The following is a 12641-nucleotide window of genomic DNA, read 5'->3' on the forward strand; positions in this document are numbered from 1 at the left end:
GGGGGCCTCAGGGCTGATTGTCGCCCCTGGCGACGTGGGGAAGACTCCAGGTCCACGACGGAGAGGGAGTGCACGTGGCCAAGGAGAAGGGCGGCTTCTGGGTCGGGCTCGCCGCGGCGGTCTTCTACCCCGCGACCGCGCTGATGGCGCGGCGGCGCAACGAGGGCGCGGAGTGGGTGCCCAGGACGGGCGGGGCGCTCATCGTGATGAACCACGTGTCGCACCTGGACCCGGTCTACGACGCCGTCTTCACGCACAAGCAGGGGCGCGTGCCGCACTTCCTCGCCAAGCACAGCCTGTGGAACGTCCCGTTCGTCGGCATGGTCGTCAAGGGCGCGCGGCAGATCCCGGTGTACCGGGGCACGGCCGACGCGCAGCAGAGCTTGCGCGCCGCGCACGAAGCCTTGGAGCAGGGGCTGGTCGTCATCATCTACCCCGAGGGCACGATCACGCGCGACCCGGACGGCTGGCCGATGGCCTCGCGGACGGGGGTGGCGCGGCTCGCGTTGGAGCACGACGTGCCGGTGCTGCCCGCGGCGCGGTGGGGCACGCGCGAGGTGTACGACCACTACCGGAAGAAGTTCCGGCCGTTCCCGCGCAAGACGGTGGTGACGAAGGTGGGCCCGCCGGTCGACCTGGACGCCTACCGGAGCAGGCCGCAGAACCTGGCGCTGCTGCGCGAGGTGACCGACGTGCTGATGAACGACGTGAAGGGCCTGCTCGCGGACATCCGCGAGGAGCAGGCGCCCGACGGCTTCTACACCAAGAAGGCTTGACGTGGACCGGGTCGCGGTGCTGGGCGCCGGGTCGTGGGGCACCGCTTTCGCGAAGGTGCTCGCGGACTCCGGCACGGACGTGGTGCTGTGGGCGCGGCGCGCCGACGTGGCCGACGCCATCTCGGCGGAGCGGGTCAACGCCGACTACCTGCCGGGCGTGACGCTGCCGTCGAACCTGACCGCCACGTCGGACGCGAAGAAGGCGTTGGACGGCGCGCGGGCCGTGGTGCTGGCGGTGCCGAGCCAGACGTTGCGGGAGAACCTGAGCGGCTGGCGGCCGTGGCTGCCGGCGGGTGCGACGCTGGTCAGCCTGGCCAAGGGCGTCGAGCTGGGCACGCTGAAGCGGATGAGCGAGGTGATCCGCGAGGTCGCCGGTGTGCCGGAGGACCAGGTCGCGGTGGTGTCCGGGCCGAACCTGGCCAAGGAGATCGCGGCCGAGCAGCCGACCGCGACGGTCATCGCGTGCACCGACCACGACCGCGCGGTGGAGCTGCAGCACGCGTGCTCGAACTCGTACTTCCGGCCGTACACGAACGTCGACGTGGTGGGCTGCGAGCTCGGCGGCGCGTGCAAGAACGTGATCGCGCTGGCGTGCGGCATGGCGGCGGGCATGGGGTTCGGGGACAACACGATGGCCTCGATCATCACCCGCGGTCTCGCCGAGACGGCGCGGCTGGGCGCGGCGCTGGGCGCGGACCCGCTGACGTTCGCCGGGTTGGCCGGGCTGGGCGACCTGGTGGCCACGTGCGCCTCGCCGCTGTCGCGCAACCGGTCGTTCGGGGAACGGCTGGGGCGCGGGGACTCGTTGGCGCAGGCGCAGGAGGCCGCGCACGGCCAGGTCGCCGAGGGCGTGAAGTCGTGCTCGTCGATCCGCGAGCTGGCCGCGCGCGTCGGCGTGGACATGCCGATCACCGACGGCGTGCACCAGGTGTGCCACGAGGGGTTGGACCCCCGCGTGCTGACGGCCGCGCTGCTCGGCCGCGAACGGAAGGCGGAACGGCAATGACCTGGGGTGACGGCACGCGAGTCGTGCACTCGACGCCGGCGGTGCAGGGTGAGCCGTTCCTGGCCGGTCCCGTGTTCGCCTCCGCCTACCACCTGGGTGGCGCCGACACGTACGGGCGGGCGCACAACCCGACGTGGCGGGCGTTGGAGGTGGCGCTCGGCGAGCTGGACGGCGGCACGACCGTGCTGTTCCCGTCCGGGATGGCGGCGATCTCGACGTTGCTGAGGGTCGTGCTCGCGCCCGGTGACGTGGTGGCGCTGCCGAGCGACGGCTACTACCTGACGCGCACGTTGGCCGCCGAGCTGCCGGTGAAGGTGGTGGAGGTGCCGACGGCCGGGCCGTACCCGTCGTTCGAGGGCGTGCGGTTGGTGCTGCTGGAGTCGCCGTCGAACCCCGGGCTGGACGTGTGCGACATCGCCGCGCTGGTCCAGGCCGCGCACGCGGCGGGCGCGCTGGTGGCGGTGGACAACACGACCGCGACGCCGCTGGGGCAGCAGCCGCTGCTGCTCGGCGCGGACGCGGTGGTGAGCAGCGACACGAAGGCCGTCGCCGGGCACAGCGACGTGCTGCTGGGCCACGTGTCCACGGCGGATCCGGAGTTGGCGGAACGGGTGCGCGCGGCGCGGACGACCGGCGGCGCGATCCCCGGACCGTTCGAGGCGTGGCTGGCGCACCGGGGTCTCGGCACGCTCGACCTGCGGTTGAGCAGGCAGGCGGCGAACGCGGCGGCGCTGTACGAGGTGCTGGCCGGCCATCCGGCGGTCAGCGGGCTGCGGTGGCCCGGCGCCCCGGCGGACCCGGCGCACGAGGTGGCGTCGCGGCAGATGCGGCGGTTCGGCGGGGTGCTGACGTTCGTGCTGGCGGACGAGCGCGCGGTGGCGTCCTTCCTGGAGCGGTCCCGGCTGGTGTTCGCGAGCACGAGCTTCGGCGGCCTGCACACGAGCCTGGACCGGCGGGCGCAGTGGGGCGACCCGGTGCCCGAGGGCTTGGTGCGGCTGTCCGCGGGCTGCGAGGACACCGCCGATCTCGTCGAGGACGTGCTCCGGTCACTCTGACGGGTCCACTGCGTGGGAGGGGTTGCGTGGTGGCGAACCGGCTGCCACCCTCGTCACCATGTCTTTTCGCGCCATGACCGACGGGCGGGGTCACATCGACCTCCGCCTGGTCGCCAGCGCGCTCTGTCCTTCCCGGTGATCGTCCCGCGTCCCGCGGGCCCGAGAGGCTCGCACACGTCACCGAGTGCCGAGAAGGAATCATGTTCGCCGTTCCGGAGAACACCATCGCCCTGCCCCAGTCGCACGTCGCGCTGCACCCCGTGCGGATCGCGCTCGACACGGCGGCACGGCGTGAGCGCTGGGCCCACCTGCTCCGCTACGACCCGGAGACCCGCTTCGCCGCGCTGGTCGACCGCACCGACGAGCAGGAGGTGTGGCTGATGAGCTGGTTGCCCGGCCAGCACGCCGACCTGCACGACCACGGCGTCACCAGTGGCGCGTTCACCGTGGTCAGCGGCTCGTTGACGGAGGTGGTCACGCCGGGCCCGACCCAGGTGCTGCACCACCTCGTGGCGGGCCAGTCGCGGGTGTTCGGGCCGGGGTACGCGCACCAGGTGCGCAACGACGGCGTCGACCCCGCCGTCACGATCCACGTGTTCCGCGACGGCGGGCGCACCATGAGGCCGGTGCGGTTCGACCCGGTCTCGGGGACTACGTCCGCGCGGTGATGTGCGGCGGGACGTCCCAGTCGCCGACCAGCGCCGGGTCCGCCTCCGGCTCGCCCCACGCGGTGCGCAGCGGCAGCACGCCCGCCCAGCGCGCGTTGGCGGCGACGTCCTCGTCCTCGTCGCCGGGCGGGCCGCTGCGGATCTTCACCGACGCCTCGGTCAGGTCGAGCGACAGCACGGCGGTCGCGGCCAGCTCCTTCGGCGTCGGCAGGCGGGCGTAGTCCCACGAGCCGGGCGCGAGGTGCTCGGTGAGCACGCGCAGGGCGTGCAGCTTGGCGTCCGGGTCGGTGACGGGGACGGCGGTGCCGTGGACGACGGCGGCGCGGTAGTTCATCGAGTGGTCGAACACCGAGCGGGCGTAGACGACGCCGTCCAGGATCGTGACGGCGACGCACACGGGCACGCCGGTGGCGGCCTCGCGGAGGCTGCGCGCGCCGGTCGAGCCGTGCAGGTAGAGGGTGTCGCCGTCGCGGCCGTAGCCGGTGGGCAGCACGAGCGGCGCGTCGTCCACTACGACGGCCAGGTGGCAGACGAGGGCGGCGTCGAGGACGGCGTGCAGCGCCTCGCGTTCGGTGACGGCGCGGTTGCGCCCGCGCTTGATGGTGCTGCGGTCCGTCGGTGACAACGTCATGGGAGGAGCTTGTCCGGTAAAGTGGCCCTCTTCAAGTGCCAATTCTTGGCGTTTTGAGGAGGCCACTGTGGCGGAGACGGCGTTGGCGGTGGTGTTGGACCGCGAGTCGGCCGAACCGCTGGCCGTCCAGCTCGCGGACGCCCTGCGCGCGGCGGCGGGTGACGGGCGGCTGCGCAGCGGTGACCGGCTGCCCTCGACCCGGGCGTTGGCCGAGCGGCTCGGCGTGAGCCGGACCGTGACAGCGGCAGCATACGAGCAGTTGCACGCCGAGGGCTGGATCGCAGGACGCCACGGGTCGGGCACCTACGTGACGACCACGCCGCCGGGTGCGTTGAAGGCGCGGGCCCGGCGCGTGGCGGCGCCCGCCGTGCCGGTGGACGTGGTGGACCTCGCGCCCGGCGCGCCGTGGGCCGAGGGGTTGGACCGGGCGGCGTGGCGGCGGGCGTGGCGGGCGGCGGCGGACGTGCAGCCGTTGTTCCGGCCTGCGCGGGGCGGGTTGCCGGAGTACCGGGCGGTGGTGGCGGAGCACCTGTTGCGGCACCGGGGGTTGGCGGTGCGCGGCGGGTTGCGGGAGGAGTTGGTGCTGGCGACCGGCGGGACCACGGCGGCGTTGGTGGAGCTGGGGTCGGCCGTGCTGCGGCCGGGTGACGTGGTGGCGGTGGAGGAGCCGGGGTACCAGCGGGCGGTGTGGGCGTTGCGGTCGGCCGGGGTGAAGGTCGTGCAGGCGCCCGTGGACACCGAGGGGTTGTTGGTGGAGGCCGTGCCGCCGGGGGTTCGCGGGGTGTACTGCTCGCCCGCGCACCAGTACCCGATGGGCGGGCGGATGTCGGCGGCGCGGCGGGTGGCGTTGGTGGAGCGGGCGCGGGCGGAGGGGTGGCTGGTCGTCGAGGACGACTACGACGGCGAGCTGCGGTACGACGTCGCGCCGTTGCCGTTGCTGGCGGCGTTGGCGCCGGACGTGGTGGTGCACCTGGGCACGACGAGCAAGATCCTCACGCCGACGCTGGGCGCGGGGTGGATGGTCGCGCCCGAGCCGATCGCCGCCGAGGTGATGGCGCACCGCGACCGGACCGGCACCAGCCCGTCCGCGGCGGGGCAACGGATCCTGGTCGAGTTGGCGCGCAACGGCGACCTGGGGCGGCACCTGCGCAAGCTCCGGCGTGAGCTGTCCGAACGGCGTGCGCTGCTGTCTGCGGCGTTCGCCGACGCCGGTATCCCCGTGCTGGGTGACGACGCCGGCGCGCACATCGTCGTGCCGCTGCCGTCGGCGCAGGCGGAGCGGGACGTGCTGGCCGAGGCGCACGACCGCGGCCTGCGGCTGGACGGCCTCGGCCGCCACCACGCCGGCCGGCCGAAGGTGCACGGCGCCGCGATCGGCTACAGCGCCTGCTCGCGCGACCAGCTGACGGCGGCGATCCCGGACCTGATCCACATCCTCGCCACCCACGCCCGCCCGTCCTGAACGTAGAACTCGGGGTACCTGAGCGTTCGACACGCGCGACCTGAGCGTTCGACACGCGCGGCCTGGAGGTACGACTCGCGGGGCGCGAACGTAGGACACGCGCGAGAGTCCTAAGTTCGCGTCGCGCGTGTCGAACGCTCAGGTACCGCGTGTCGAACGCTCAGGACCCCCGAGTTCTACGCTCGGGTGTCCGGTGCGGGTGGGCGGTTACGCCATCCGGGTAGGGTCCGAGCCATGACACAGCGCAAGACCAAGGTCGCCGTGGTGTTCGGCGGGCGCAGCAGCGAGCACATGGTCTCCTGCCTGTCCGCCGGCAGTGTCCTGCCGCACCTGGACCGGGACAGGTTCGACGTCGTGCCCGTCGGCATCACCGAAACGGGCGCGTGGGTGATCGGCGCCGACGACACCAAGGCGCTCGAAGTGCGCGACCGGCAGCTGCCCACCGTCAACGCGCTGGTCCCCGTGTCCGGCAGCGAACTGGTGCCCGTGGCGCCCAACGACGTGCTGGCCGACGTCGAGGTCGTGTTCCCCGTGCTGCACGGCGCGTGGGGCGAGGACGGCACCATCCAGGGCCTGCTGGAGCTGGCCGACATCCCGTACGTGGGACCGGGTGTGCTGGCCAGCGCGGTCGCCATGGACAAGGAGTTCACCAAGCGCCTGCTCAAGGGCGCGGGCCTGCCGGTCGGCGAGTTCGCCGTGCTGCGCCGCGAGCAGGAGACCCTGGCCGAACGGGACCGGGAACGGTTGGGGCTGCCCGTCTTCGTCAAGCCCGCGCGCGCCGGGTCGTCCGTCGGCATCTCGAAGGTCGTCGACTGGGCCCACCTGGACAGCGCGATCGCGCTGGCGCGCAAGACCGACCCGAAGGTGATCATCGAGGCCGCCGTCTCCGGCCGCGAGGTCGAGTGCGGCGTGCTGGAGTTCCCGGACGGCCGGGTCGAGGCGTCGCTGCCCGCCGAGCTGCGCATCGTCGGCGGCGCGGTCGACTGGTACGACTTCGACGCCAAGTACCTCGACGACGTGTGCGAGTTCGACATCCCCGCCAAGCTGGACGAGCACGTCACCCGCGACCTGCGCGAGATGGCCGTCGCCGCGTTCCGCGCGCTGGACTGCCAGGGCCTGGCCCGGGTCGACTTCTTCGTCACCGACTACGACGAGCTCGTGGTCAACGAGGTCAACACCATGCCCGGCTTCACGCCGATCTCGATGTACCCGCGCATGTGGGCCGAGACGGGCGTGGACTACCCGACGCTGCTGACCACGTTGGTCGAGACCGCGATCGCCCGCGGCACGGGACTGCGTTAGACCGCACTAGCCCCTGGTGTCCACGGGGCCCTTGGCGAGGGTGTCCCGGATCGTGGTCGAGACGTCCTGCAAGGGTCCCGTGCCCGCGTCCGACGGCACGGTCAGCGCCACGTACACCGGCCGGTCCACCACGTACCAGGTGGCCGAACCGCCCTCGGACACCTCGAGCCACTGCACGTCCGAGATCACCCGCAGCGCGGAGGTCGGGGTGAGGTCACCGGGACGGTCCAGCCCGCACCGAAGAACGACGGGCTCGTGGTGCGCGTCACCCCACGCCACCGCGCCGGCCGGTGCGGGCGCGGCCAGCTCGCGGCGAGGCAGCGTGACGCCGCTGGACAGGAGCTGCGCGGGCAGCGCGCCCAGCAGCGCCTCGCACTCGTCCGACTCGGCCTTCGGCGCGGGCACCGGCACGAGCGCGACGGGCCCGGTGTGGACGGCGGACGGGTCCGCGGAGTCGTCGTCGCCGAGCAAGAGACCCGCCGCCGCGACGCCCACCACGAGCAGCGCCGTCAGCCCGATGGCGACGGCGAGCAACGGGCGGGGGAGCGGTGGAGCGGGTTCCGGTTCCTGTGCCACCCGGCTATGACAACACGGACCTACAGGTGCACCACCGGGCAGGTCAGCGTTCGGGTGATGCCCTCCACGTTCTGGATGCGGGCGACCACCAGTTGCCCCAACTGGTCGACGGTGTCGGCCTCGGCGCGGACGATGACGTCGTACGGGCCGGTGACGTCTTCCGCGGTGGCCACACCGGGGATGCCGGAGATCTCCGCCGCAACGGCGGCTGCCTTCCCGACCTCGGTCTGGATGAGGATGTATGCGTGCACCACGGCGTGCCCCTTCGTCGCGACAGGTTAGGTCGGGGTAGGAACGTGCACAGCAACGTACCCCAGTTGGGGTTCCGAATGCTCAGAACGGGAGGCAATCTTGCGTCCGGAGCCGCCGCGCAACGCGGACACGGTCGCTGAGGTGGGTGAGTTCGGTCTCATCCGCCGGGTGACGGCAGGTCGGACGCAGCCGCCCACCACCCTGCTCGGGCCGGGTGACGACGCGGCTGTGGTCGCGGTGCCCGACGGCCGCGTGGTGGTGTCCACCGACGTGCTGGTCGAAGGTGTCCACTTCAGACTCGACTGGTCGTCTCCCGAGCAGGTGGGACGCAAGGCGGCGGCGGTGAACCTGGCCGACGTGGTGGCCATGGGCGCGATGCCGACGGCCCTGCTGATCGGCCTCGCGTGCCCGGCCGACACGCCCTCCTCCGTGGTGGAGGGGATCACCGCCGGGCTGTGGCAGGAGGCGACCGTCGCGGGCGCGGGCGTGGTGGGCGGCGACATGGTGTCGTCCGCGACACTGGTGATCTCCGTTACCGCGATGGGTGACATGGGCGGGTTGGAGCCCGTCACCCGTTCAGGCGCGCAAGTGGGTGATGTCGTCGCGGTCTGCGGACGGCTCGGCTGGGCGGCGGGCGGGTTGGCCGTGCTGCAGCGCGGTTTCCGGTCGCCGGTCGCGGTCGTCGGCGCGCAGCGGAACCCCGAACCCCCTTACGAGGCCGGGCCCCAGGCCGCCGCGGCGGGCGCGACGGCGATGATCGACGTGTCGGACGGGCTGCTCGCCGACCTCGGGCACATCGCGGACGAGTCGGGCATCGGCATCGACATCCGCACGGAACTGCTGGAGGTCCACCCGCGGCTGATCGACGTCGCGGCGGCGCTCGGCGCGGACGCGCGGCACTGGGCGCTGACCGGTGGCGAGGATCACGCGCTGGCGGCGACGTTCCCCGAACCGGGGGCCGTTCCCGAGGGCTGGCGCACGATCGGCACGGTCCGGCACGGCAGCGGCGTGACCGTCGACGGGCGCGCGTACGAGAAACCCCCTGGCTGGGAGCACTGGCGGTAGGTAGCCTCGCGTTTGTGGAACTATGCACGCTGGCGTATGACCATCCAGACTCGGTCAAGCTGATCACCGACCTCCAGCAGGTCTACGTGGACCGCTACGGCGAGGGCGACGTCACGCCGGTCGACCCGGCCGAGTTCGCCGCGCCGCTGGGGCACTTCGTGGTCGGGTACCTCGACGGCGTGCCGGTGGCGTGCGGCGGGTGGCGCGCGCACGACGTGGCCAAGCACTCGTTGCGCCCCGGCGACGCCGAGATCAAGCGCATGTACGTGGGCGAGGCCCTGCGCGGGCGCGGACTGGCGCGGATCGTGCTGACGTCGCTGGAGACGGCGGCCCGGGCGGCCGGGCGCACGCGGATGGTGCTGGAGACCGGGTTGCGCCAGCCCGAGGCCATCGGGCTCTACCGGGCCAATGGATACGCGCGCATCGACAACTTCGGCGTCTACCGGGATGATCCCGAAAGCCTTTGCTTCGCGAAGGATCTCTGAGGGCCGGGAGGACCGGATGGCGATCTACGCGTTGGGTGACTTCGAGCCGGTGATCCACCCGGACGCCTACGTGCACCCCGACGCGACGGTGATCGGCGACGTGCGGATCGGCGCGCACGCGTCGGTGTGGCCGCAGGCCGTGCTGCGCGGCGACTACGGGCGCATCGAGGTCGGCGCGCGGACGTCGATCCAGGACGGCACGGTGGTGCACTGCACCGAGGTCCACCCGACGCTGATCGGCGCGGAGTGCGTCGTGGGGCACAACGTGCACATCGAGGGCGCGACCATCGCCGACCGGTGCCTGATCGCCTCGGGATCGGTGGTGCTCAACGGGTCCGTGGTGGAGACCGGCGCGATCGTCGGCGCGGGCGCGGTGGTGTCGTTCGAGGGGCACGTGCCCGCCCGGTCGATGGCGCTCGGCGTGCCCGCCCGGGTGCGCGAGGGGTACGTCGTGCCGGACGGCGCGTGGCAGTTCGCCGTGGACAAGTACGTGAACAACATCTTGCTGTACCGCAAGGAGCTGCGACGCCTGGACTGAGATAGGGTCCCGCCGTGGCACGTCCGCTTGAGGAGATCATGGAAGCCGGCTGGGCCGCGGCACTCGCGCCCGTGGCCGATCGCATCGCCGCGATGGGCGAGTTCCTGCGGGCGGAGGTGGCCGCGGGGCGGACATACCTGCCCGCCGGGGAGAACGTGCTGCGGGCGTTCCAGCAGCCGTTCCACGCCGTGCGGGTGCTGATCGTCGGCCAGGACCCGTACCCGACGCCGGGGCACGCGGTCGGGCTGAGCTTCTCGGTGTCGCCGGAGACCCGGCCCATCCCGAAGAGCCTGATCAACATCTACACCGAGTACGTGGCGGACCTGGGCCACCCCAAGCCGACCAACGGCGACCTGACCCCGTGGGCCGAGCGTGGCGTGCTGCTGCTCAACCGGGCGCTGACCGTGCAGCCGGGCAAGTCCAACTCCCACCGCAACAAGGGCTGGGAGCCGGTGACCGAGCAGGCGATCAAGGCGCTGGCCGAGCGGGACGCGCCGCTGGTCGCGATCCTGTGGGGCAGCCAGGCACGTGCCCTCAAGCCGCTGCTGGGCGCCGACCGCTGCGTGGAGTCGGTCCACCCGAGCCCGCTGTCCGCGGCAGGCGGCTTCTTCGGCTCGCGGCCGTTCAGCAAGGCCAACGAGCTGCTGGTGAAGCAGGGCGCCGAGCCGATCGACTGGAAGCTGCCGTAGCTCCGGCTTCGCGGTGGCTCCGGCTGCGTTTCGCGGTTGTCCACAGGCGGAGCCAGGTCGCCGCCTGGTAGGGCGTTGATGGCGAGGGCGCGCGGGCGACGCCGTGGGGGAAGTCGACCGCGCCGGAACCGTGCTGTACGCCGAAAGGGCCCCCGGGATCGCTCCCGGGGGCCCTTTCGCCAAGCTCAGGCGCGGGTCATCAGCCGCGCACCACCTTGCCCGCCTTCAGGCACGAGGTGCACACGTTCAGCCGCTGCCGCGTCGAAGAGGAAACCTTCGCGCGCACGGTCTGAATGTTCGGGTTCCACCGGCGGTTCGTCTTCCGGTGGGAGTGCGAGACAGAATGGCCGAAGCCCGGCCCCTTGCCACAGACGTCGCACACGGCAGCCACGTCAGCCACTCCTTAAGGTTCCTGATCGATACTCACGCCCCGGCGGGCGCGCAAGCGTGCACAAGCCTCAGCCGGGCATGGCAACCCAGACAGGGTAGCCGGTGGCGCGTTCTGCCACCAAACCGGGTCGAATACCCTCGCCGGCATGCAGGCTCTCGATGCGGTCGCGGTGCGCCAGTGGGCGGACGCCTGTGTTCGGTCGCTGGACGCCAACCGGGAGGCCATCGATCGCATCAACGTGTTCCCCGTGCCGGACGGCGACACCGGGACCAACCTGCTCCAGACGATGCGCTCGGCGTTGGACGCGCTGCTCAGGACACCCGTCGACACGGTCGGCGCGGCGTTGGGCGCGCTCGCGCGGGGCGCGCTGGCCGGTGCGCGGGGCAACTCCGGGGTGATCCTGTCGCAGGTGCTGCGCGGCCTGGCGGAGGCCGTCCAAGGCGCCTCCACGGCGTCCGGCGCGTCGTTGCGGCGGGCGTTGTGGCGTGCCGACGAACTGGCCACCGCCGCCGTCTCGGAGCCGGTCGCGGGCACGGTGCTGTCCGTGCTGCGCGCGGCGGCCGAGGCGGCCCGCGACTGCCCGTCCGACGACCTGGACGAGGTGGTCACGGTCGCGGCGAAGGCGGGTGCCGAGGCGTTGGCCGACACGCCGCGCCAGCTGGCCGTGCTGGCCAGGGCCGGCGTGGTCGACGCGGGCGGGCGGGGTCTGGTCGTGCTGCTGGACACGTTGGCGGCGGTGATCACCGGCCGGGCGGTCGAGGACGTGCCGGTCGTCGTCACGGTGCCGCGCGAGCCCCTGACCACCGCGCGCGAGGCCGGGTCGTCGGAGTTCGAGTACGAGGTCATGTACCTGCTGGACGGCTCGCCGGACGTGGAGGCGTTGAAGGCCGGGCTGACGGCCATCGGCGACTGCGTGTCCGTGGTCGGCGACGGCGCCGCGCTGTGGACCGTGCACGTGCACTGCAACGACATCGGCGCGGCGGTGGAGGCGGGCATCCGGGCCGGCCGGCCGCACCGGATCACGGTGGCGCGCTTCGCCGACCAGATCGCCGCCCAGGCCCCCCGGTTCGTGCGCGACCGGGCGATCGTCGTGCTCGTCGAGGGCGAGGGCGCGGCCGAGCTGTTCCGGTCCGAGGGCGCGGTGGTGTTCGAGCCGGGTGACGAGGTGACGGCGGCCGACCTGCTGGCCGTGGTGGTGAGCACGCGGGCGCGGCAGGTGACCGTGCTGCCCGGCGACCCGACGTGGCGCGAACCGCTGGACGAGGCCGTCACGCAAGCCGTCGCCGCAGGTCAGGACGTCGTGGTCGTGCCGACGTTCTCCCCGGTGCAGGCGTTGGCGGCGCTGGCCGTGCACTCGCCGTCCCGGCGCGCCGGTGACGACGTGGTCGCCATGGCGGAGGCGGCGGCGGCCACCCGGCGCGGCGAGGTCGCGGTGTCCGACCGGGAGGCGATCACCTGGGTCGGCCGGTGCCGTCCCGGCGACCTGCTCGGCATGGTGGACGGCGAGGTCGTGCTGATCGAGCCCGACCCGGCCGGCGTGGGCGCGCTGGCGTGCCGGCTGGTCGACCGGATGCTCGCCAGCGGCGGTGAGCTGGTCACCGTGCTGTGGGGACGGGCCGCCCCGGACGGGGTCGAGCGGGTGCTGGAAGATCACCTGCGCGTCGCCCACCCGGAGGTCGAACTCGCCGCTTACCCGGGCGGGCAGCGTGACGCGCTGCTGACTGTCGGTGTCGAGTAGTTGAATA

The 12641-nt window shown here is 72.9% G+C and carries 15 protein-coding genes; 11 read left to right on the forward strand and 4 right to left on the reverse strand.

Going from position 1 to position 12641, the window contains the following annotated elements; translation table 11 throughout:
- Positions 1-74: 74 nt before the first annotated feature.
- From AB0H12_RS05545 to AB0H12_RS05560, 4 genes are all read left to right on the forward strand, one after another.
- Positions 75-776, forward strand: coding sequence for a lysophospholipid acyltransferase family protein (locus AB0H12_RS05545; protein ID WP_499621069.1), 702 nt, complete (start codon positions 75-77; stop codon positions 774-776).
- Between the two features lies 1 nt (position 777).
- Positions 778-1782 carry an NAD(P)H-dependent glycerol-3-phosphate dehydrogenase gene (locus AB0H12_RS05550; RefSeq protein WP_499621071.1) on the forward strand — a complete coding sequence of 335 codons (1005 nt, stop codon included), beginning with the start codon at positions 778-780 and terminating at the stop codon, positions 1780-1782.
- Positions 1779-2837, forward strand: coding sequence for a cystathionine gamma-lyase (locus AB0H12_RS05555; RefSeq protein WP_499621072.1), 1059 nt, complete (start codon positions 1779-1781; stop codon positions 2835-2837). Before AB0H12_RS05550 ends, AB0H12_RS05555 begins: the two co-directional genes overlap by 4 nt.
- A gap of 200 nt (positions 2838-3037) precedes the next feature.
- Positions 3038-3505, forward strand: a complete 468-nt coding sequence (locus AB0H12_RS05560) for a cysteine dioxygenase (RefSeq protein ID WP_499621073.1) — start codon at positions 3038-3040, stop codon at positions 3503-3505.
- Here the strand turns inward: AB0H12_RS05560 and AB0H12_RS05565 are convergent.
- Positions 3489-4136 carry a pyridoxamine 5'-phosphate oxidase family protein gene (locus AB0H12_RS05565; protein ID WP_499621074.1) on the reverse strand — a complete coding sequence of 216 codons (648 nt, stop codon included), beginning with the start codon at positions 4134-4136 and terminating at the stop codon, positions 3489-3491. The genes AB0H12_RS05560 and AB0H12_RS05565 overlap by 17 nt on opposite strands.
- A 67-nt stretch (positions 4137-4203) precedes the next feature.
- Here AB0H12_RS05565 and pdxR point away from each other — a divergent pair, with 67 nt between their 5' ends.
- Complete coding sequence (pdxR, locus tag AB0H12_RS05570; protein ID WP_499621075.1) at positions 4204-5598, forward strand: MocR-like pyridoxine biosynthesis transcription factor PdxR; 1395 nt, start codon at positions 4204-4206, stop codon at positions 5596-5598.
- Between the two features lie 234 nt (positions 5599-5832).
- Positions 5833-6900, forward strand: a complete 1068-nt coding sequence (locus AB0H12_RS05575; RefSeq protein WP_230567743.1) for a D-alanine--D-alanine ligase family protein — start codon at positions 5833-5835, stop codon at positions 6898-6900.
- 6 nt (positions 6901-6906) lie between these two features.
- On the opposite strand, the gene AB0H12_RS05580 is transcribed toward AB0H12_RS05575, so the two are convergent.
- Positions 6907-7476 carry a DUF3515 domain-containing protein gene (locus AB0H12_RS05580; protein ID WP_499621076.1) on the reverse strand — a complete coding sequence of 190 codons (570 nt, stop codon included), beginning with the start codon at positions 7474-7476 and terminating at the stop codon, positions 6907-6909.
- Between the two features lie 20 nt (positions 7477-7496).
- The gene (locus tag AB0H12_RS05585; protein ID WP_015104517.1) at positions 7497-7730 is read right to left on the reverse strand and encodes an Lrp/AsnC family transcriptional regulator; all 234 of its coding nucleotides are present in this window, start codon (positions 7728-7730) and stop codon (positions 7497-7499) included.
- Positions 7731-7827: 97 nt separating this feature from the next.
- Between AB0H12_RS05585 and AB0H12_RS05590 the strand changes: the two genes are divergently transcribed.
- The 4 genes from AB0H12_RS05590 to AB0H12_RS05605 are packed head-to-tail and all read left to right on the forward strand — an operon-like array spanning position 7828 to position 10505.
- Positions 7828-8793 carry a thiamine-phosphate kinase gene (locus AB0H12_RS05590; RefSeq protein WP_499621077.1) on the forward strand — a complete coding sequence of 322 codons (966 nt, stop codon included), beginning with the start codon at positions 7828-7830 and terminating at the stop codon, positions 8791-8793.
- 14 nt (positions 8794-8807) lie between these two features.
- Positions 8808-9278, forward strand: coding sequence for a GNAT family N-acetyltransferase (locus AB0H12_RS05595; protein WP_499621078.1), 471 nt, complete (start codon positions 8808-8810; stop codon positions 9276-9278).
- Between the two features lie 16 nt (positions 9279-9294).
- Positions 9295-9816 (forward strand): gamma carbonic anhydrase family protein, encoded by a 522-nt coding sequence (locus AB0H12_RS05600; RefSeq protein ID WP_230567739.1) that lies wholly within the window; start codon positions 9295-9297, stop codon positions 9814-9816.
- 14 nt (positions 9817-9830) lie between these two features.
- The gene (locus AB0H12_RS05605; protein WP_499621080.1) at positions 9831-10505 is read left to right on the forward strand and encodes a uracil-DNA glycosylase; all 675 of its coding nucleotides are present in this window, start codon (positions 9831-9833) and stop codon (positions 10503-10505) included.
- 199 nt (positions 10506-10704) lie between these two features.
- Here the strand turns inward: AB0H12_RS05605 and rpmB are convergent, their stop codons facing one another.
- Positions 10705-10896, reverse strand: coding sequence for a 50S ribosomal protein L28 (rpmB, locus tag AB0H12_RS05610; protein ID WP_033437952.1), 192 nt, complete (start codon positions 10894-10896; stop codon positions 10705-10707).
- A 145-nt stretch (positions 10897-11041) separates the two neighbouring features.
- Between rpmB and AB0H12_RS05615 the strand changes: the two genes are divergently transcribed.
- Entirely contained in the window at positions 11042-12634 is a 1593-nt protein-coding gene (locus AB0H12_RS05615) for a DAK2 domain-containing protein (protein ID WP_499621081.1), read from the forward strand.
- Positions 12635-12641: the final 7 nt, after the last annotated feature.

The organism is Actinosynnema sp. NPDC023794, from assembly GCF_040639675.1.
GTDB classification, from domain to species: Bacteria; Actinomycetota; Actinomycetes; order Mycobacteriales; family Pseudonocardiaceae; genus Actinosynnema; species Actinosynnema luteola.

Coding starts and splice junctions, on each gene's coding strand:
- AB0H12_RS05555 (WP_499621072.1), top strand. CDS start 1,779: ATGACCTGGGGTGACGGCACGCGAGTCGTGCACTCGACGCCGGCGGTG.
- AB0H12_RS05560 (WP_499621073.1), top strand. CDS start 3,038: ATGTTCGCCGTTCCGGAGAACACCATCGCCCTGCCCCAGTCGCACGTC.
- AB0H12_RS05565 (WP_499621074.1), bottom strand. CDS start 4,136: ATGACGTTGTCACCGACGGACCGCAGCACCATCAAGCGCGGGCGCAAC.
- AB0H12_RS05575 (WP_230567743.1), top strand. CDS start 5,833: ATGACACAGCGCAAGACCAAGGTCGCCGTGGTGTTCGGCGGGCGCAGC.
- AB0H12_RS05600 (WP_230567739.1), top strand. CDS start 9,295: ATGGCGATCTACGCGTTGGGTGACTTCGAGCCGGTGATCCACCCGGAC.
- AB0H12_RS05615 (WP_499621081.1), top strand. CDS start 11,042: ATGCAGGCTCTCGATGCGGTCGCGGTGCGCCAGTGGGCGGACGCCTGT.